Genomic DNA, 18559 nt, shown 5'->3' on the forward strand with positions numbered 1-18559 from the left:
ATAGTTGCATGTGTTGATCAGGATGATCCAATGGTTAATAAGGACAAGTTCAGGGCCAGGCTGCTCAGAAAGCCCACGCCTAAGGACATTGCGTGGACTGAGTTGCGTAGATATTTGCTCAGTTTGGGATTTGAAGAAGTCCAAGGCAGTGGTTCGCGGGTGCGATTTTACTTGCAGGCTGACTCCGGCGAGCGTGGTTTGATGATTCGGTTGCACAGGCCGCATCCGGAGAAAGTTTGCGGCCCATTGATGATTCGGGATGTGGTGCAGACACTGAAAGCCTGGGGGCTGGTATGAATTCAAATATCTTGAAACATAAGGGGCAGGTTGGCTCAATCGAGCATGATCTGGACAGGGGGGTGCTTTACGGCAAGCTCCTGTTTATAAACGACCTCGTCACATATGAAGCTGAAAACCTGCGCACGCTTGAGGAAGAGTTCCGGGTTTCGGTGGATGAGTATCTGGCCGATTGCGCAGCGATGGGGATCGAACCGAATAAGCCGTTCAAAGGTTCGTTCAATATCCGAATTGGCAGAGAGCTACACAAGAAGCTGGCAATGAAAGCAGCCGGTGAAGGGCTTGGGTTGAATGAGGCTGTGCAGCTTGCGGTTGAGCGGTTTGTGGTGGGCGAGGAGCGTTATTGAGCGAGTTGCCAATCAAGTACATTTGGGCCAGCGAAATGTTTTGGGGTCTGACCCCAAATGCGGTACTTTGTGCATACAGATGTAAATACAAGGATGTGCGATGGGCTTTGAGTGGGATGAGGCAAAGAATGCCCGGAACATCCGCAAGCACGGTATCGATTTCGTGGATGCTGTCCGGATTATTTCGGCTCGAAAAGCTACCCGTCGGGAGGTGAGGCTCTATGAACAGAACATCTAAAACAGACTGGCAGCGAATGGCGGAACAAAGCGACGAGCAAATCGATACCGGCGATATACCAGAGCTGGATGATGCATTCTTCGAGAGGGCCGAACTGCGAGTGCCAGCCAAGCAGCCTGTCACGCTTCGGATAGATGAGGATGTGTTGGCCTGGTTCAAGGCCCAGGGGAAAGGTTATCAAACCCGGATTAACAAATTGCTCAGACAATATATGGAGAGTCAGGTTAATCGGCGATGAATGTCGGGAACGAAAGTACATTTGAAGTGGTGAAATGTCTTGGGGTCTGACCCCAAAAGTAAAACGGCCGGGTGAATAGCCCGGCCGTTTTGGTTGTGGTGCGAGAGCTTAGCCCTGTAGTAGCTGGAGCACCTGCTGGGGCCTTGCGTTGGCCTGGGCCAGTACGGAGAGGCCAGCCTGCTGGAGCACCTGGGTGCGGGCCAGTTCGGCGGTTTCTGCGGCGAAGTCGGCATCGCGGATTCGGCTGTTGGAGGCCGAGAGGTTTTCTGAGGTGGTGCTCAGGTTGGCGATGGTGGATTCGAAGCGGTTTTGAATGGCGCCGAGTTCGCTTCGGATCGAGTTAATGGTTGTCAGGGCTGCATCGACACGCCAGATGGCGTCGTTGGCTCCGTTAACGGTGGCCACGGAAACGTTCTCGAGGCTGTCTGCCAAGGCTGCTTCGGTCTCATCAAGAGTCAGTGCGGTGTCAGTGTTCGTTGTGTTAAAGGCGATGCCACTGAGTGCTTGGTCTGACTTTAACTCAATGCCGTCACCGTCAGCATTGATGATAGCAGATGCGCCTTTGAGTTGGCTGTTGATGGTCTCGACCACATCGGAGATGCTTTCTTCGTTTCCGGTAAAGGTAATGGTTTGAGGATCTCCATCACCCACTGTCACTGTAAGGGTGTCGCCGTCGACGACGGTGTTATCTCCATCGTCAAAATCAACATTCAGTGCATTGGCAGTTGCAATCGCCCCAATGTCACTTGCCCGGGTGCCTTCCGTCAGGTTAACGCTGATGGTATCGCCAGAGTTGGCTCCTACCTGGAAAGAGGCAATGCCAAAGCTACCATCAAGCACTTTCAAACCGTTAAAGTTGGTTTGATTCGAAATTCGGCTGATTTCAGCGATACGTTGCTGCACTTCAGCATCCAGCGCTTCGCGATCTGATTCGCTGTTGGTCGCGTTAGCAGACTGGATTGACAGTTCACGAATACGCTGAAGGTTGGAAACCACTTCGTTGAGTGCGCCTTCAGTGGTTTGAGCCAGGGAGATGCCGTCGTTAGCGTTCCGCTGAGCCACATTCAGACCGGAAATCTGGGACTCAAACCGTGTGGAAATCGCCAGGCCCGCCGCATCGTCTTTGGCCGAGTTGATGCGTAAGCCAGAAGACAGCCGCTGCAGAGCCACGTTGGCCTGGCCCTGTGATGAATTCAAGTTACGCTGTGCGTTCAGCGAGGCAATGTTAGTGTTTATGACCTGAGGCATATCGATTCTCCCTGCTCAGAAGTGCCGGGTAAAGATGTTTCAACTTGCATCTCCACCGGCAGAAATTCGTTATGTTGCCGTTGTGCGAAGGCATAAGCGAAGGGCGTGCCAATATGCGGTTATTTGTTTTAGGTATTTGAAATTAAACGGTGTTCTTATTCTGGTTGGCGGGGGTGCTGATTGTGGTGACGGTAATCTGCCAATTCTGAGCGGAATCGCTTTGCCGCTTTTTTGAGCATCTTGAGGGGGTCGATTGATCTTTTACATTACTTTACAAAATTGGCTGAATTTTTCCTAAAGCATCGCAATGTGGTGCCGTTAAGTGGAATAACAGGGCGGCGCTACCAACTCAGAAACGGGCGCCAGACCTTTTCCATGAAATAACGACATCTGTCGAAGGGGAAGCATTATGGCTCTCGGTATTAATACTAACGTAGCTTCAATCAGCGCTCAAAACCAACTGGGTAAATCTCAGAGTCTCAGTAACGAGGCGTTGCAGCGCTTGTCCTCAGGCCTGCGAATCAACTCAGCCAAAGACGATGCGGCGGGTCTTGCTATTTCCACTCGCTTTGACGCCCAAATTCGCGGCCTTACTGTTGCCCAGCGGAACGCTAACGACGGCATCTCTCTGGCGCAAACTGCAGAGGGTGCCTTGGATGAGATTACCAATAACCTTCAGCGTATTCGGGAACTGGCTGTTCAAGCAGCGAACGGAACGAACAGTGAGACAGATAGAGGTGCAATTCAGGCCGAGGTTGATGAGCGAGTATTTGAGATTCAACGAATTGCAGACCAGACGACATTTAATGGTCTTAACGTGTTGGATGGAAGTTTAGGATCTACTGATTTTCAGGTAGGTGCGAACGCCAGCGAAGTTATTGCGATTGATTTGAGTTCTGACATGACTGCGGTAGGGCTTAGTCTGGCGTCTGATGCAACCACCGTTTCGGTAGATGTTACTGGTACTGACGGCTCAGCTGCTACTACGGCATTAGGTACTTTGGATGCGGCCCTGACAAGTGTAAATGAATTCCGCGCCGAGCTGGGTGCAAAACAGAACAGGTTTGAGTCTACCATTGCAAATCTTAGCAGCAGTATTGAGAACCTGAGCGCCTCCAACAGCCGAATCCTCGACGCCGACTTCGCCGCCGAGACCGCAAAACTGGCCAAGTCTAACGTTCTCCAGCAGGCCGGCATTTCCGTTCTGGCTCAGGCGAATGCTCGTCCTAACCAGGTTCTGTCCCTCCTGCAGTAACAGGGATAGCACGGTGAGTAACCGGTCTCTCATACAAGGAAGGCCGGTTTACCGCCGTTAGAGGATAGCGAGGTAAAGCTATGAATGACGTGAACCTGAACAGCCCGGACTTGAAGCTGGTACGCTCCAGTGAGCAGGCTCCGGCTCGGGCTACCGCGTCACCTCGGAACGAAGGCAGCAATGTCTCCGCTCAAGCTTCTCCATCAGGTAAGCCGGCATCCGTTGCAAATGCTTCGGCGGTTCAAGCCGCCTCTGCTTCTGCTAGACTGAAGGAGCAGGCAGCCGAGCAACGGGAGTCTCTGGACGATGCAGTTTCAAGGCTGAACGACTACGCACAGAACGTTCAGCGGGATTTGCAGTTCGAGATTGATAACGACTTGGGCCAGACCATCGTTCGTGTGGTCGATCAACAAACCCAGGAGGTTATCCGCCAGATTCCTGATGAAGTGGCGTTGAGGTTGGCAGAAAAATTGCAGCAGGACGAACCGCTGACGTTGTTTAGCGTGAAAGTCTGATTTTTTGTTTGGTCGGGCTTGCTGCGCAAGCAATGGCTGTTCAGCACCGCCGCACCCTGAGTTGGGTCCGGCGGTGTTTGCGCTTATGGTTTTCAGGGTTACATTTTTTTACAGAGATTTTGCCGTTTAGGGCAAAGTTTTGCCGCTTTCAGCCGATAAACGGTTTAGCGGTTAGTTAATCAGCCTTTCAGGAGGCGCTTATGGCAGGTATATCATCGTTGGGTGTGGGGTCTGGTATTTTTACCAATGACCTGCTCAACCAGCTCGTTCAGGCAGAGCGTGCCCCGGCAAAGCTTCGGCTGGATCAAAAGCAGTCGCAAGCCGAGGCCAAGATTTCTGCCTTTGGCCGAATCCGGAGTGCGATTGAAGCGCTGCGTTCGCCCATGGAGGCTCTAAGCAAACCTGAGGGGCTTCGTGCCTTTACCGCGTCTTCTTCTAATGAGAGCGTTGCCGGCGTTACTGCAGACCCATCCAAAGTGAGCCGTGGTTCTTACAGTCTGGATGTAAAGGAACTTGCGCAGGCGCAATCGCTGGCGTCTGGCACCTTTGCTGATCGAAATAGCACCCAGGTGGGCAGTGGAACCTTGACCTTTAACGTGGGCGGGGTGGAAACGGCCATTACCGTTGATGAAACCAACAACACACTGGATGGTCTGGCGAAAGCGATTAACGATTCGAATGCCGGAGTGTCGGCTGGTGTTGTGGACACAGGTTCCGGCTTTCGCCTTGTTTTGTCGGCGGATGAGTCTGGTCTTGATAACGCGATTCAGATCTCCGTAACGGATGATGATGGCAATAACACGGACAATACCGGCCTGTCTCAGTTCGCCTTTGATGGTGTAACGTCCAATATGACGGAGACGGTGGCTGCGAAGGATGCGCGCCTGGAAATTAACGGTATTGAGGTAATACGCTCCAGCAATACCGTCGATGGAGTGGTGGATGGTGTAACCTTTGACTTGTTCGCCACCGGCACGTCTACGGTCAAGATTGCTCAGGATCCTGATGCGGTTGCAGGTCGGGTGCAGGAGTTTGTTGATAAGTTCAATGCCTTGCAGGATGAGATTAACCGGCTTTCCCGCTTTGATGCCGATTCTGGCAAGGGTGGAGTGCTGACTGGAGACTCAACTGTTCGCAGCATCCAGAGCCAGCTTCGCGGTTTGATTACAACGATTCCGGAAGGTCTTGAAGACTCTCCCATTCGCATGTTGGGTGATGTAGGCATCAAGACTCAGCCTAGTACCGGTAAGTTGGAGTTCGATTCTGCAAAATTTAAAGAGCAGCTGGAGGCAAACCCCCAGGCCATGACAGCACTGTTCGCTGAAACCGATACCACTAGTGGTATTGCAGAGCGCATGGTCGATACGGTTACCGGATTTCTCGCTAGCGATGGTGCGCTTTCCAGCAGGACTGAGGGTCTGAATCGGGCTTTGAGGGATATTCAGGATCAGCGCGATCGCCTGGATATGAGAATTGCGGCCTATGAAGAGCGTTTGGTGAAACAGTTCTCTGCTGCGGATTCGCTGATTGCGCAGATTCAGAGCACCGGAGATTACATCACCCAACAGTTGGCGGCGATTGCACCGCGGCCGCCGAGTGGTCAGTAAAGGTTGTATTGCCAACTAGCAGCATGCTGGTATTTCGGTTACACGAGGTAATTTATGAACGGTTTACAAGCGTACCAACGTATCAATACTCAAACCAGCATCACCGATGCGGACCCGCACAAGCTGATTCAGTTGCTGTATAACGGGGCGATTGAGCGGATCAACATGGCGAAGGCGAAAATGCAAGCCAAGGATTACGCGGGCAAGGCTCAGTTGCTTAACAAGGCTATTGAAATTCTTGGTGGTTTGCGTTCGTTCCTGGATTTCGAAAAAGGCGGGGAGCTGGCTACGCGTCTCGAAGCCCTGTACGACTACATGGAACGCACCTTGCTGGAAGCCAGTGCCAAGAATGACGTTGCCAAGCTGGATGAAGTGCTGAACCTGCTGCGCTCTGTGAAAGACGGCTGGGATGGCATTCGCGACGAGGTGGTTAGCCAGCAGCAGGCGGTCTGAGCCGGAGTTGGTTAAGTTTATGGTATTGTTACGGGGCCTTATTCTGGCCCTGCTTGTTGTTGTCACCCATGCCAAGGCCGGTGACGAAGCGGTTCCATCGGGCCGGGGCAGCTCAGCTGACACCGCAGCCCTTTTTGCCATTCCTGATGTTTGGCCCTGGGGATTTCAGGACGATAACGGTCATTTACAGGGTAGTCTGATCGAGCTGACCGATCGGTTATCGGAGCTGTCCGGTGTGGCTATCCGTGCGCAGTTGCTGCCCTTGCGGCGGGTTATCCTGGACGTTACGAGAGGGCGTGCGGAATTTGCCTTTCTGTTTCAAAGCCCAGACCTGGATGAGAACACTATTCCTGTTGATACCGTGCTTCAGCTTAATTTGATGCTGATGGCCATGCGTGACACTGATTTTCCTCTCACCCTGGAGGGCCTTGCCAGCAAGCGGGTCGGCTATGTGCGGGGTACCTATCTGGGTGAGGCGTTTAAGGCTGATGAGGCGGTGCTGAAAGTGCCGGTTTATAATATCCGCCAAGCCATCGATATGGTGTTGCTGGGTCGGATTTCCGCAGTGCTGGCAAGTGATCACAACATCGCGACGACGATAGATGCTTACGACTTTCCCGAGGAAGAGTTCCGTCTGCAGGAACATGTAAAAGGCCAAAAAGCCCGGCTGTACATGTCGCCCAGTAGCGGCAACCCGGAGCACGCTCGTCTGTTCAAAGAAGCGCTGCAACACATGCGTGAAAATGGCGAGCTGGAGCGCATTTTCCAGACTTCTTCCGCCCAATAGCCATTCCCCCCGCACTCCCGTACAATACGCAGCTTCTTTTCAATACATCCATTCTGTTCAGTCTGGAGCAAGGGCATGTCTGATATCAAAAAGGTGGTGCTGGCTTATTCCGGTGGCCTGGATACTTCCGTGATCGTTCGGTGGTTGCAGGATACCTATAACTGCGAGGTGGTGACCTTCACCGCCGACATCGGCCAAGGCGAGGAAGTTGAGCCGGCGCGCGCCAAGGCTGAAGCGTTGGGCGTCAAGGAAATCTACATTGAAGACCTGCGCGAAGAGTTTGTGCGCGACTACGTGTTCCCGATGTTCCGCGCCAATACCATCTATGAGGGCGAGTACCTGCTGGGTACCTCCATTGCCCGCCCGCTGATTGCCAAGCGTTTGATCGACATTGCCAACGAAACCGGCGCTGATGCGATTTCCCACGGCGCGACCGGGAAGGGCAACGATCAGGTACGTTTCGAGCTGGGCGCCTACGCGCTGAAGCCGGGAGTTAAAGTTATTGCCCCCTGGCGTGAGTGGGATCTGAACTCCCGCGAGAAGCTGCTGCAGTACTGCGAAGAACGCAACATTCCGGTGGAAATGAAGAAGGGCAAGAGCCCATACTCCATGGATGCCAACCTGCTGCACATTTCCTACGAAGGCATGAACCTGGAAGATCCCTGGGCGGAAGCCGAGGAAGATATGTGGCGTTGGAGCGTGTCTCCAGAAGCCGCGCCAGACAAGCCGACTTACGTGGAGCTGACCTACAAGAAGGGCGACATTGTTGCCGTTGATGGCCAGGAAATGAAGCCCCACGAAGTGCTGGAAACCCTGAACAAGGTAGCTGGTGCCAACGGTATAGGCCGCCTCGACATCGTAGAGAACCGCTACGTGGGCATGAAATCCCGTGGCTGCTACGAAACCCCGGGCGGCACCATCATGCTGCGCGCCCATCGCGCCATCGAGTCCATCACCCTGGACCGCGAAGTGGCCCACCTGAAAGACAGCCTGATGCCCCGCTACGCCGAAGTGATCTACAACGGCTACTGGTGGTCTCCGGAGCGTGAGGCTCTGCAGGCACTGATCGACCAGACCCAAATTTACGTGAATGGCACCGTTCGCCTGAAGCTGTACAAGGGTAATGTGGATGTAGTTGGCCGGAAGTCTGACGACTCCCTGTTCGACGAAAAGATCGCCACCTTTGAAGAAGACCAGGGTGCGTATGATCAGAAAGACGCCGAAGGCTTCATCAAGCTGAACGCGCTGCGGTTGCGGATCGCCGCTGGAAAAGGCAGGAAGCTGTAGGGTCTGCAGAGGTCTGTCCTCAGGGTCTGTCCCCGAACGGGGACTGACCCACCTTTGCCCGTCCTTGCCACCAAACTAGAGCCCATTGGTTCCAAAATGGGTCAGTCCCCATGCGGGGACAGACCCTTGGGGGACTGACCCACCTTTGCCCGTCCTTGCCCCAAAACTCGAACCCATTGGTTCCAAAATGGGTCAGTCCCCGTTCGGGGACAGACCCTTACAACACCCCAGCCCTGCCTATTTTCGGTTATACTCGCTGCATAAAACCAACAACCAAAGCAGTCACCATGACCCCTCTCGGAACCGCCTCTGTCGCCGCCCTGCGCCAATACGTTCGCTATGCCGATGCCAAGGGCATCAGCACCTCAGAGCTGTTCAGCAAAGCCGGCCTTGAGCCGAATATCCTTGATACCGATGACGGCCGCCTGACGGGCGAGCAGCTTCAGACGTTTATTCGCCTGCTGGCCGAAGCATCCAACAATCCCATTCTTGGCCTGGAAACCGGCGATTTCGTGCAGCCTGGTTCCTACAGTGTGCTCGGCTATATCACTATGAGCTGCGCCACCCTGGGCGAGGCAGTCACCCGAATTGCGCCCTATGAGAAGCTGGTGGGAGACATGGGCACCACTGGCCTGCGGATGAAGGGCGATGAAGTATCGCTGGTGTGGACCTGTAATTTTACCGATCCGGTGGTGTGGCCCCAGGTGGTGGATAACGTGTTCGCCTCCTGGATCAACTACGCACGCTGGCTGGCGGATAGCGATGAGGCCTCGCCGATTCGGGTTGCCCTGAAACGCTCCTCGCCGGGCCCTGACTATGAGAACGCTTATCAGGAGCGCTGGGGCTGCCCGGTTGAGTTCGAAGCGCCGGAGAATGTGGTGACCATGCCTCAGGATCTACTGGCCACCCGCCTCCGCCAACCAGACCCGTTGCTGCGCAAGACCCTTGAAGCCCATGCGCTATCCCAGCTTGCGCTGCTGGATACGGACACCGACCTGACCTCCAGAGTGAAGCAGGGTATCCAGAAGCAGCTGGCCAGCGGCGTGACTCGGCAAGACATGATCGCCGAAGACCTGGGCATGACCAGCCGCACCCTGCAGCGCAAGTTGAGCCAGGAAGGCGTTTCCTACCAGAAGCTACTGGATGATGTGCGCCAGCAGATGGCAGAGGATTATCTACGCAATACCGAGATGAGTATTCCCGATATTGCGCTGAGGTTGGGGTATAGCGAGACCACGTCGTTTCATCGGAAGTTTAAGGCGGCTGCTGGGAAGACGCCTGGGGATTATCGTAAGGGTCTGTCCCCGAACGGGGACTGACCCATTTTGGACCCATGGGTTCGAGTTTTGGTGCAAGGACGGGCAAAAGTGGGTCAGTCCCCGTTCGGGGACAGACCCCTGAAACAGACCCAATAAAAAAGCCAGCTCACAAGAGCTGGCTCGAAAATACTTCGGAAAGAACGAAAGTGCCTGAAAAATTCGTTAATCCTGTGGAGTCAGGGCCCATAATACGGCGGAGTTACTACTCGGCTCCTCCGCCATGGGCGGATACTGCTTGATTCCACGGTTTCAGAATAAGCCCTCGCGCTCTTCCTGTCTGTTTGTGATCTGTGTCCCGTTGTTACCGTTTGTGAGGGCTACACACCTTCCCGTATCTCGGGTTTGGTTTCGGTAAAGCGGCGGGTTTCGTAGGCGTCTACCAGGCCTTGTACCGCGGCCCGTTCCATATCCTGTACCGAGGGCGTGCCGTCCTGGGCGTCGGCGCGGCATAGCACCATGCCGGCTTCCACCGAGATAAAGCCGGCGGTGGTTTTCAGGGCTTTGTGGTTGATACCATCAAAAATTCGCCGGAACGCGGTGGTGGAGCAGTGGTCGCTGTTCGGGAAGTAGGAGACGATGGCAAACTGGTTGTCGCCTACGCGGCACAGGGCGTCTATGGGGCGAATCAGGGTACTCAGGCGGCGGGCGATGCCGGTGGCCAGTTCGCTCATCACGCTGGGTGGGTGCTTGCGTTTCAGGTCTTGCCAGTTTCGAATGCCGCACATCACGTAGGAGGTGGAACCGCCTCGGGATTCCGCGTGCCGCAAGGTTTTCTGCAGGCGCTGGCGGGCATACTTGCTGTTGCACAGGCCGGTTTCCAGGTCGATGATGTTGGTCGATTCCAGCTCCCGGTTGTTTTCGACCAGCAGTGCGTTGGCCCGCAGCAAGGTGTTCTGGCGGTCGGCCATTCGGTCGGCGGCAAAGATTCGGGGGATCAGCTGCTTGGTCATGTCTGACTTGTAGATAAAATCATCCACGCCCCGGTCGAAAGCTTCCGACAGTGCTTCCACGCTTTCACGGGCGGTCAGCAGGATCACGTAGGTGTAGTGGTTGTCCTGCTCATCCTGCTGGCGCACGTGGTCAGTCAGTTGCAGCCCGTCCATTTCAGGCATCAGCCAGTCGGCAATCAGCACGCTGACCTGCCGCTGTTCCATCAGCTTCAGGGCGTCTGGCGCGTTGTTGGCAATGCGTATATCGCGGTAACCGGCATTTCGCAGGGTGCGGCCGACCACCATACTGCTGAATTTGGCGTCGTCTACTACGAGTATGGGTAGGTCCAGGTTTGGCATCGTTTGTCTACTTCTTACCAGTCCATTGTCAGATGCGGTTCGCCGCGGCTCTTGGTATGCTTTGGCGGTTTCGGAACATCCGGTATTTTTAATGTCGCCACAGTATACCCCCGTGTGGCCTTTGGAGAATAACGACCATGCCTTCTTTTGACATTGTTTCAGAAATTGAAATGCACGAAGTCACCAACGCGGTGGATCAGGCCAAGCGTGATCTGGGTAACCGCTGGGACTTCAAAAACGTGCAGGCGGATATCGAGCTGGAAGACAAGCGCATTACCGTCAGCGCCGAGCAGGAATTCCAGCTGGAGCAACTGATTGATCTGCTGCGCATGGCCTTCGCCAAACGCAACATTGACGCCCGGGCCCTGGCGGAAGACGGTGAGAGCAAGGCCGGCAAGCTGGTGAAACAGCATTTTTCCCTGAAGCAGGGTATCGAAACCGATATGGCCAAGAAGATCGTGAAGATGATCAAAGACCAGAAAATGAAGGTTCAGGCCAGCATTCAAGGCGACAAGGTGCGGGTAACCGGCAAGAAACGGGACGACCTGCAAGAAGTCATTGCCATGCTGCGCGAGGCGGAGCTGGATATTCCGCTGCAGTTTAATAACTTCCGTGATTGATCACCCAGGCCCGGGGGTAGGTCCCGACCGTTGCACTAAGGAGTTTAGCTTATCATCCGCAACCTGCTTACCCTGATTCTAGACACGCTCTACGTCTACACCCGTTGGCAAGTGTTGGCGATGCTGTTCCTGGGCTTTTCCGCCGGCTTGCCGTTTTTGTTGGTGTTTTCAACACTCAATGCCCGGCTGGCGGACGTGGGGGTGCAAACCGCCACCATCGGGTTTTTCAGCTGGCTTGGGATTACCTACTCCATCAAGGTGTTCTGGGCTCCGATAGTGGACCGCCTGAAGCTGCCGATACTGGATAGGCTGCTTGGCAAACGCCGAAGCTGGATTTTGCTGGCGCAGGCCGGCATTGCCACCGGGTTGTACCTGATGGCCAATGTAGACCCGGTGGCGGCGCCACAAACTCTGGCGCTGTTTGGCTTGCTGGTGGCATTTTCTTCTGCCACCCAGGATGTCGCGATTGACGCCTACCGCATTGAGATCGCTGAGGAGCGACTGCAAGCAGCGCTGGCGGCAACGTATATTTTTGGCTATCGATTGGCGCTTCTGGTGGCGGGGGCCGGGGCGCTTTATCTCGCAGAGTACTGGTCATGGGAGGTGTCTTATCAGGTGATGGCTGCGCTGGTGGGTGTGGGTGCGGCCACAGTACTGATCGTGCGGGAGCCGAGGGTCAATCACTTTGCGGCTGCACAGGACATTGCACACAAGATTGAGGAAGAGGCTGGCAAACTCGGTCACCTTCCCCCCGCCATTGCCCGGGCGGCGGGCTGGTTCTATGCCGCTATTGCTGGGCCGTTTCTGGACTTTTTCCGGCGCTACAAAGAAATGGCGATTGCCATTCTGCTGCTGGTGGCGGTGTACCGGATTTCCGACATTGCTATGGGTGTTATGGCCAACCCGTTTTACCTGGATTTCATGGGGTTCAGCAAAACCCAGGTGGCCGATGTCACTAAGATCTTCGGTTTCTTCATGACCATCATGGGTTCGTTGGTCGGCGGCGTGCTGGTAGTTCGCTATGGCGTGCGCAACATCCTGCTGGCGGGAGCGATTCTGACTGCCGCTACCAACCTGCTGTTTGTATGGTTGGCCAATTACCCGCCTAATATGATGACCCTGGCGGTGGTGGTGAGTGCCGATAACCTCAGCGGTGGCATGGCCAATGTCGCCCTGATCGCCTGGTTATCCAGCATGACAAGCACGTCCTTCACGGCGACCCAATACGCTCTTTTCAGCTCTCTGATGACCCTGCCTGGCAAGTTCCTTGGCGGTTTCTCGGGCATTGTCGTGGCCAGTTTCGGCTACGCCGAGTTCTTCACAATTTCTGCCATCATGGGCATACCAGCTGTGTTGCTGGTTATCTACATGATGCGCCACGGCGCAAGGCTCGACGCCCTGGCTCCGGTAAAAGACACCGAGGATGCCCTCGTAAAATAATTTGGGGTCAGACCCAAAGACATTTCACCCCACCAAATGTTCTGGGGTCTGACCCCAACTTCAGGAGGAGCAGCTGATGTTGAGGTGTTTGCCCCAGTCCGGGGGCAGGGCGGCGTAGTGTTCGAATTCGGGTTGGTCGGCGAAGGGGTTCTCGAGCACCTTTAACAGCTCTTTCAGGGGAGCGTAGTCGCCGTTCTGAGCTTCCATGATGACTTGCTGGGCCAGGTAGTTGCGCAGGATGTACTTGGGGTTTGCCTGGCGCATGGCGTATTCCCGTTCGTCGTGGGCGCGGGTTTCGGTTTGCAGGCGGGCCTCGTAACGTTCGAGCCATTCGTCGGCCACGCTTCTGTCTGCAAACAGATCCCGCACCGGGGCGTTGCCGTGGCGGTGCAGGTTGGAGATGCCCCGGAAAAAGCGTGTGTAGTCCACCCGGTGTTCGTGCAGCATGCTGAAGGTTTCCATGATCAGGCTCATGTCTGAGTCGTCGGTTTCCTCTAGCCCCAGTTTTGCCCTCATGTTGTTCTTGAAATGTTCGTTGTAGGCGGTTTCGTACCGGCGCAGGCCCCGGCGCACGTGGTCCTCATCCATGATCGGCAGCAGGGCGTTGGCCAGGTACTGGCAGTTCACAAAGCCAGTCTGCGGCTGCCGGTTGTAGGCGTAGCGGCCACCTTCGTCGGTGTGGTTGCAGATATAGCCGGCATCGAAATCATCGAGGAAGGCGTAGGGGCCGTAGTCGAAGGTGTCACCGATGATCGACATGTTGTCGCTGTTCATCACGCCGTGGCAGAAGCCTACCGCCTGCCAGTCAGCGATCAGCCGGGCGGTGCGTTCCACCACTTCTTCAAACCAGCGTTGGTGGCGTTGTTCTTCCGGCAGGCTGATCAGGTGCGGGAAGTGCAGGGTGATCACGTGTTCCAGGAGGGTTTTCAGTGCCTCGGGGCCTTCATGGTGGGCGGCGAATTCGAAGTGGCCGAAACGGATATGACTTTGCGCCACTCGCATCAGCGCGGCGGCGGTTTCGATGGATTCCCGGCGCACCGGGTCTTTCGCGCTGACCATAAACAGGGCGCGGGTGGTCAGAATGCCAAGGCCGTGCATGGCTTCCGAGCACAGATATTCGCGAATGGTGGAGCGCAGCACTGCCCGGCCATCGCCAAAGCGGGAGTAGGGCGTGGTGCCTGCCCCTTTCAGGTGCCAGTCCCAGCGGGTGCCGTCCGGTGCTACGGTTTCCCACAGTAACAAGCCCCGGCCATCGCCCAGTTCCGGGTTGTACACGCCAAACTGGTGCCCGGTGTACTTCATCGCCACTGGGTCCATACCCTCCAGCAATTCCGCCCCGGCACCCACACCGGCCCACTCAGCTTCATCCTTAACATGAAACCCCATCTGCTCTGCCAATTTGTGGTTAAAGCACACCATCGCCGGCTGCGACAAAGGCGTCGGCTTCACCCGCGTATAAAAGCTGTCCGGCAATTCCAGGTAACGGTGTTCCACCTTAAAGGCATTCGTGCTCATAGTCTGGCCTGGTTCTTGAATCTAATTTGGGGTCAGACCCCAGAACATTTCACCGCATCAAATGTCTTGGGGTCTGACCCCAGTTACATTGCAGAGCGGGGTGGGGAAATGCAACCACGGTTGATTGTTTTTACGGATCTGGACGGCACCTTGCTGGATCACGACAGCTATAGCTGGCGGGCAGCGAAGCCGGCGATGGCGCGGTTGGGGTGCAATGGCATTCCGTTGATTTTCAATTCCAGCAAAACGGCGGCGGAGATCAGTGAGTTGCAAAGCATGATGGGGCTGCGGGGGCCGTTTATTGCGGAGAACGGCGCGGCGGTGGTGATTCCTGCTGGCTGCCTGGGCAATGCGGAGGAAGAAGTGGTTCATGTTGGCAGGTCTTATGAGGAGGTTGTTCGCACTATTTTGGTGCAGAGGGAATCCGGTGCACAGTTTCGGAGCTTTGATGACCTGTCTGCGGAGCAGGTGGCGTCGCTTACCCGGTTGACGGTAACGGAGGCGGCCCGGGCGAAACAGCGTTTGGCGACGGTGCCGCTTGTGTGGGATGGCACGGAGGAAGAGCTGGCGCAATTCCGCGCGGCGCTTGAGCTGGAGGGCCTGAAGCTGGTGCAGGGCGGGCGCTTCTGGCATGCCATGGGCACCTTTGATAAGGCGGAAGGGGCCCGGTTCTTGCTGAAGCGTTATCAGGAGCACTTTGGTGAGGAACCGATTGTGACCATCGCCCTGGGCGATAGCCCCAACGACCAGTGCATGCTGGAGGCCGCCGACGTACCGGTGGTGATTCGCGGGGTGAACAGTGATCAGGTTCAGTTGCCGTCGTCCCGGCACGCCATGCGCTCCCTCAAGCCCGGCCCGGAGGGTTGGAATGAATGCGTGCTCAATCTGCTCTTTGAGTACGGCTACCAGTAAAGGAGGAGCCGCCATGGGCGACTTTTACCAGAATGGCATTATCACCACCCTGCACAACCTTGTGCGCCGCCCCGTGGAGGATATTGAAGCGGACCTGATGAGCTTTCGTAAAGCCCGGCCTATGTCTTTGGTGTTGCCGTCTTTGTACTCGGAGCTGGAAGGGCCTGCGCTTAAAAACATCGTCCAGGAGCTGACCAAGGTTCCGTATTTGGATGAGATTGTGATCGGTTTGGACCGTGCCGATGAAGCCCAGTACCGCCATGCTCTGGAGTATTTTTCCGAGCTGCCGCAGCCGTTCAAGGTGCTCTGGAACGATGGCCCCCGGTTGCGGGCACTGGATATGAAATTGCGGGAGCAGGGCCTGGCGCCCACGGAGATGGGGAAGGGCCGCAATGTGTGGTATTGCTTTGGTTATGTGCTGGCCTCGGGTGTGAGTAAATCCGTGGCCCTGCATGATTGCGACATCCTGACCTATTCCCGGGATTTGCTCGCGCGCCTGATTTACCCGGTGGCCAACCCCGGTTTTAACTACATGTTCTGCAAAGGCTATTATGCACGGGTGGCGGACGGCAGCATGAATGGCCGGGTCAGCCGCCTGCTGGTCACGCCACTGATTCGCGCCCTCAAAAAAGTGTGTGGCCCCAACGATTTTCTGGATTACCTGGACAGCTACCGCTACCCGCTGGCGGGCGAGTTCTCCTTCCGTACCGATGTGATTAATGACCTGCGTATTCCCAGCGACTGGGGGCTCGAGATCGGCGTTTTGTCTGAAATGAAGCGCAACTACGCCACCAACCGCTTGTGCCAGGTGGACGTGGCGGATGTTTATGACCACAAGCATCAGGACCTGTCACCGGAAGACGCCAGCCGTGGCCTGTCCAAGATGAGTGTGGACATCTCCAAGGCGCTGTTCCGCAAGCTGGCCACTAACGGTGAGATTTTCTCCAACGAAAAGTTCCGCACCATCAAGGCAAGTTACTTCCGTATTGCCCTGGATTTTGTGGAGACCTACCAGAACGACGCCATCATTAACGGCCTGAGTTTCGATCGTCACAAGGAAGAGAAGGCGGTGGAGCTGTTCGCCCAGAACGTGATGCGCGCCGGCGCCTACTTCCTCGACAACCCCATGGACACGCCGTTCATCCCGAGCTGGAACCGGGTAACCAGCGCCATTCCGGATATCCGGGAGCAGTTGCTGGAAGCGGTGGAACTGGATAACCAGGAGTTCCGGCCATGAGCCAGACCCTCGACAGCAAACTGGTGGCCATGCTGGAAGTGGTCTACCCGGCGGTGGACTGTGCCTTTGTGGCAGAGCAGTTGATGGATGCGATGGCGCTGGAGCCCGATACCGAGGCACCGCCGGCGCACCAGAACCATTGGGACCCATCGGACATTGTGCTGATCACCTACGCCGATACCGTTCAGCAGCCGGATGAAAAGCCGTTGGTGACTTTAAAGCGATTTCTGGACGACTGCCTGCAGGACGTCATCAGTGCCGTGCATATCCTGCCGTTTTTCCCGTACAGCTCGGACGACGGCTTTGCGGTGATGGATTACCTGGCGGTGAACGAGTCCCACGGTGGCTGGGAAGACATCGAGGCCATCGCCGCGGACTATAAGCTGATGGCAGACCTGGTGATCAACCACATGTCGGCCCGCAGCCGCTGGTTCGAGAACTTTCGCAAGCGCGTGGGGCCGGGCAAGGACTATTTTTACGAGGGTAACCCGAAAGACGATTTAAGCATGGTGGTGCGGCCCCGCACGTCACCGTTGCTGACTCCGGTACAGACTGACGACGGCGAGCGCCATGTGTGGTGTACCTTCAGCGAAGACCAGGTGGATCTGAACTTCGCCAACCCGGAAGTGCTGATCGAATTCGCCGGCATTATTCGTGAATACCTGGCGCGGGGCGTGAGAATTTTCCGGCTGGATGCGGTGGCGTTTCTGTGGAAAGAGCCTGGCACGCCCTGCATTCACCTGCAGCAGACCCACGAGCTGATCAAGATTCTGCGCCTGCTGATTGAGCACCACACCCCGGATGCGGTGGTGATCACCGAAACCAACGTGCCCAACCGGGAGAACCTGACTTATTTCGGCAACGCCAATGAAGCCCATGCTATTTACAACTTCTCGTTGCCGCCCTTGCTGATCAACACTTTGGTCACAGGCAACTGCCGGCACCTGAAAACCTGGCTGATGAGCATGCCGCCGGCGCAGATGGGTACCACTTACCTGAATTTCATCGCCTCCCACGATGGCGTTGGACTAAGGCCCACCGATGGTCTGCTCGACGACGAAGAGAAGCAGCGGCTGATTAACACCATGGAATCCTTCGGTGGCAAGGTGTCTTATCGGCGCACCGCCGACGGCCGCGACCAGCCCTATGAAATGAACATTGCTCTGTGGGACGCCCTGAAAGGCACCTCCGAGGGTGGGGCAGACCATTGGCAGCTTCAGCGGTTCGTGTGTGCGCACACCATTATGCTGGCGCTGGAGGGTATTCCCGCGTTCTATATCCACAGCCTGCTGGCCACCGAAAACGACCATGCCCGAGTGGAACACACCGGCCGCTTCCGCTCCATCAATCGCGGCCAATGGCAGCTTGAGCAAGTGGAAGCGGCTCTGGCAGACCCATTGAGCCATCACAGCAAAGCCTTCAACGAATTGACACGCTTGATCGCCATCCGTCGCGCCCAACCCGCCTTCCACCCCAACGCCACCCAGTTCACCCTGCACCTGGGCCTGCAACTGTTCGGCTTCTGGCGCCAAAGCATGCGCCGGGAGCAGTCCATCTTCTGCATCCACAACATCAGCGACGAAGTGCAGCAAGTCGCCCTCAGCGACATCAACCTCATCGGCACCGACCAATGGACCGACCTGATCTCCGGCATGGCCATCGACGACCAGGCCGGTGTGCTCACCCTCAAACCCTACCAGAGCGTCTGGCTCTCCAATTAAGCTGGGGTCAGACCCCCGGACATTTGATGGGGTGAAATGTTCTGGGGTCTGACCCCAAAAATGCGGAGTGGTTGGTTTGTAATCTGAAGTGGGGTGGTTATAATCGGCCGTGCTCAGGATGAGTCAGTTACAAACCACTATTCTTCAGGGACCGAAGTCATGCCCCAGGCAAGCGGATTGCAGTTCACCGCCCGTGTAGGCGAATTCCCCTCAGATCACTTTTCGGTAGTTGGC

General features: G+C 55.9%; 19 protein-coding genes and 1 pseudogene. 17 read left to right on the forward strand and 3 right to left on the reverse strand.

What is annotated here, in order from left to right; genetic code table 11:
* Window positions 1-30: 30 nt before the first annotated feature.
* The 4 genes from ABIE59_RS18310 to ABIE59_RS18325 all read left to right on the forward strand — a co-directional run bounded on the left by ABIE59_RS18310 (window position 31) and on the right by ABIE59_RS18325 (window position 1120).
* The gene (locus ABIE59_RS18310; protein WP_354449112.1) at window positions 31-297 is read left to right on the forward strand and encodes a type II toxin-antitoxin system HicA family toxin; all 267 of its coding nucleotides are present in this window, start codon (window positions 31-33) and stop codon (window positions 295-297) included.
* Window positions 237-644, forward strand: coding sequence for a type II toxin-antitoxin system HicB family antitoxin (locus ABIE59_RS18315; protein WP_354449114.1), 408 nt, complete (start codon window positions 237-239; stop codon window positions 642-644). Before ABIE59_RS18310 ends, ABIE59_RS18315 begins: the two co-directional genes overlap by 61 nt.
* A 100-nt stretch (window positions 645-744) precedes the next feature.
* Window positions 745-882 (forward strand): BrnT family toxin, encoded by a 138-nt coding sequence (locus ABIE59_RS18320; RefSeq protein ID WP_354449116.1) that lies wholly within the window; start codon window positions 745-747, stop codon window positions 880-882.
* Window positions 866-1120, forward strand: coding sequence for a BrnA antitoxin family protein (locus ABIE59_RS18325; RefSeq protein WP_354449118.1), 255 nt, complete (start codon window positions 866-868; stop codon window positions 1118-1120). Before ABIE59_RS18320 ends, ABIE59_RS18325 begins: the two co-directional genes overlap by 17 nt.
* Window positions 1121-1228: 108 nt before the next feature.
* Here the strand turns inward: ABIE59_RS18325 and ABIE59_RS18330 are convergent, their stop codons facing one another.
* A complete protein-coding gene (locus tag ABIE59_RS18330) occupies window positions 1229-2368 on the reverse strand; it encodes a flagellin (RefSeq protein ID WP_354449120.1) in 1140 nt (379 codons plus the stop codon).
* 409 nt (window positions 2369-2777) lie between these two features.
* Here ABIE59_RS18330 and ABIE59_RS18335 point away from each other — a divergent pair, with 409 nt between their 5' ends.
* The 7 genes from ABIE59_RS18335 to ABIE59_RS18365 all read left to right on the forward strand — a co-directional run bounded on the left by ABIE59_RS18335 (window position 2778) and on the right by ABIE59_RS18365 (window position 9591).
* Entirely contained in the window at window positions 2778-3623 is an 846-nt protein-coding gene (locus tag ABIE59_RS18335; RefSeq protein ID WP_354449122.1) for a flagellin domain-containing protein, read from the forward strand.
* Window positions 3624-3703: 80 nt separating this feature from the next.
* On the forward strand, window positions 3704-4138 hold the full coding sequence (locus ABIE59_RS18340) for a flagellar protein FlaG (RefSeq protein WP_354449124.1): 435 nt from the start codon (window positions 3704-3706) through the stop codon (window positions 4136-4138).
* 200 nt (window positions 4139-4338) lie between these two features.
* Window positions 4339-5745 (forward strand): flagellar filament capping protein FliD, encoded by a 1407-nt coding sequence (gene fliD, locus ABIE59_RS18345; protein WP_354449126.1) that lies wholly within the window; start codon window positions 4339-4341, stop codon window positions 5743-5745.
* A gap of 54 nt (window positions 5746-5799) precedes the next feature.
* Window positions 5800-6198: a flagellar export chaperone FliS gene (fliS, locus tag ABIE59_RS18350; protein ID WP_354449128.1), complete on the forward strand. Its 399-nt coding sequence runs from the start codon at window positions 5800-5802 to the stop codon at window positions 6196-6198.
* A gap of 19 nt (window positions 6199-6217) precedes the next feature.
* Window positions 6218-6985 (forward strand): substrate-binding periplasmic protein, encoded by a 768-nt coding sequence (locus ABIE59_RS18355; RefSeq protein WP_354449130.1) that lies wholly within the window; start codon window positions 6218-6220, stop codon window positions 6983-6985.
* 75 nt (window positions 6986-7060) lie between these two features.
* Entirely contained in the window at window positions 7061-8272 is a 1212-nt protein-coding gene (locus tag ABIE59_RS18360) for an argininosuccinate synthase (protein WP_354449132.1), read from the forward strand.
* Window positions 8273-8559: 287 nt separating this feature from the next.
* Window positions 8560-9591, forward strand: a complete 1032-nt coding sequence (locus ABIE59_RS18365) for an AraC family transcriptional regulator (protein ID WP_354449134.1) — start codon at window positions 8560-8562, stop codon at window positions 9589-9591.
* Window positions 9592-9908: 317 nt separating this feature from the next.
* On the opposite strand, the gene ABIE59_RS18370 is transcribed toward ABIE59_RS18365, so the two are convergent.
* Entirely contained in the window at window positions 9909-10880 is a 972-nt protein-coding gene (locus ABIE59_RS18370; RefSeq protein WP_058092390.1) for a response regulator, read from the reverse strand.
* Window positions 10881-11017: 137 nt separating this feature from the next.
* Here ABIE59_RS18370 and ABIE59_RS18375 point away from each other — a divergent pair, with 137 nt between their 5' ends.
* Window positions 11018-11500 carry a YajQ family cyclic di-GMP-binding protein gene (locus ABIE59_RS18375; RefSeq protein ID WP_354449136.1) on the forward strand — a complete coding sequence of 161 codons (483 nt, stop codon included), beginning with the start codon at window positions 11018-11020 and terminating at the stop codon, window positions 11498-11500.
* A 111-nt stretch (window positions 11501-11611) separates the two neighbouring features.
* Window positions 11612-12940 carry an AmpG family muropeptide MFS transporter gene (locus tag ABIE59_RS18380; RefSeq protein WP_354449138.1) on the forward strand — a complete coding sequence of 443 codons (1329 nt, stop codon included), beginning with the start codon at window positions 11612-11614 and terminating at the stop codon, window positions 12938-12940.
* A gap of 60 nt (window positions 12941-13000) precedes the next feature.
* Here ABIE59_RS18380 and ABIE59_RS18385 read toward each other — a convergent pair whose 3' ends face one another.
* Entirely contained in the window at window positions 13001-14455 is a 1455-nt protein-coding gene (locus ABIE59_RS18385; RefSeq protein ID WP_354449140.1) for a protein adenylyltransferase SelO, read from the reverse strand.
* 108 nt (window positions 14456-14563) lie between these two features.
* On the opposite strand from ABIE59_RS18385, the gene ABIE59_RS18390 reads away from it, so the two are divergent.
* From ABIE59_RS18390 to ABIE59_RS20015, 4 genes and pseudogenes are all read left to right on the forward strand, one after another.
* Complete coding sequence (locus ABIE59_RS18390; RefSeq protein WP_286250625.1) at window positions 14564-15367, forward strand: HAD-IIB family hydrolase; 804 nt, start codon at window positions 14564-14566, stop codon at window positions 15365-15367.
* Between the two features lie 13 nt (window positions 15368-15380).
* Complete coding sequence (locus ABIE59_RS18395; protein ID WP_354449142.1) at window positions 15381-16604, forward strand: glycosyltransferase family protein; 1224 nt, start codon at window positions 15381-15383, stop codon at window positions 16602-16604.
* Window positions 16601-18325, forward strand: coding sequence for a sugar phosphorylase (locus tag ABIE59_RS18400; RefSeq protein ID WP_354449144.1), 1725 nt, complete (start codon window positions 16601-16603; stop codon window positions 18323-18325). The genes ABIE59_RS18395 and ABIE59_RS18400 overlap by 4 nt, the downstream gene beginning before the upstream one ends.
* Before the next feature lie 159 nt (window positions 18326-18484).
* Window positions 18485-18559: pseudogene (locus ABIE59_RS20015) on the forward strand (contractile injection system protein, VgrG/Pvc8 family); the annotation flags it as partial.

The organism is Marinobacter sp. MBR-99, assembly GCF_040547575.1.
Classification (GTDB): domain Bacteria; phylum Pseudomonadota; class Gammaproteobacteria; order Pseudomonadales; family Oleiphilaceae; genus Marinobacter.

What these genes read in the sequence shown, in the direction of transcription:
- ABIE59_RS18310 (WP_354449112.1), top strand. Translation starts at nt 31, where the DNA reads ATGGTTAATAAGGACAAGTTCAGGGCCAGGCTGCTCAGAAAGCCCACG.
- ABIE59_RS18320 (WP_354449116.1), top strand. Translation starts at nt 745, where the DNA reads ATGGGCTTTGAGTGGGATGAGGCAAAGAATGCCCGGAACATCCGCAAG.
- ABIE59_RS18325 (WP_354449118.1), top strand. Translation starts at nt 866, where the DNA reads ATGAACAGAACATCTAAAACAGACTGGCAGCGAATGGCGGAACAAAGC.
- ABIE59_RS18330 (WP_354449120.1), bottom strand. Translation starts at nt 2,368, where the DNA reads ATGCCTCAGGTCATAAACACTAACATTGCCTCGCTGAACGCACAGCGT.
- ABIE59_RS18335 (WP_354449122.1), top strand. Translation starts at nt 2,778, where the DNA reads ATGGCTCTCGGTATTAATACTAACGTAGCTTCAATCAGCGCTCAAAAC.
- ABIE59_RS18340 (WP_354449124.1), top strand. Translation starts at nt 3,704, where the DNA reads ATGAATGACGTGAACCTGAACAGCCCGGACTTGAAGCTGGTACGCTCC.
- fliD (WP_354449126.1), top strand. Translation starts at nt 4,339, where the DNA reads ATGGCAGGTATATCATCGTTGGGTGTGGGGTCTGGTATTTTTACCAAT.
- fliS (WP_354449128.1), top strand. Translation starts at nt 5,800, where the DNA reads ATGAACGGTTTACAAGCGTACCAACGTATCAATACTCAAACCAGCATC.
- ABIE59_RS18355 (WP_354449130.1), top strand. Translation starts at nt 6,218, where the DNA reads ATGGTATTGTTACGGGGCCTTATTCTGGCCCTGCTTGTTGTTGTCACC.
- ABIE59_RS18360 (WP_354449132.1), top strand. Translation starts at nt 7,061, where the DNA reads ATGTCTGATATCAAAAAGGTGGTGCTGGCTTATTCCGGTGGCCTGGAT.
- ABIE59_RS18365 (WP_354449134.1), top strand. Translation starts at nt 8,560, where the DNA reads ATGACCCCTCTCGGAACCGCCTCTGTCGCCGCCCTGCGCCAATACGTT.
- ABIE59_RS18370 (WP_058092390.1), bottom strand. Translation starts at nt 10,880, where the DNA reads ATGCCAAACCTGGACCTACCCATACTCGTAGTAGACGACGCCAAATTC.
- ABIE59_RS18375 (WP_354449136.1), top strand. Translation starts at nt 11,018, where the DNA reads ATGCCTTCTTTTGACATTGTTTCAGAAATTGAAATGCACGAAGTCACC.
- ABIE59_RS18385 (WP_354449140.1), bottom strand. Translation starts at nt 14,455, where the DNA reads ATGAGCACGAATGCCTTTAAGGTGGAACACCGTTACCTGGAATTGCCG.
- ABIE59_RS18390 (WP_286250625.1), top strand. Translation starts at nt 14,564, where the DNA reads ATGCAACCACGGTTGATTGTTTTTACGGATCTGGACGGCACCTTGCTG.
- ABIE59_RS18395 (WP_354449142.1), top strand. Translation starts at nt 15,381, where the DNA reads ATGGGCGACTTTTACCAGAATGGCATTATCACCACCCTGCACAACCTT.
- ABIE59_RS18400 (WP_354449144.1), top strand. Translation starts at nt 16,601, where the DNA reads ATGAGCCAGACCCTCGACAGCAAACTGGTGGCCATGCTGGAAGTGGTC.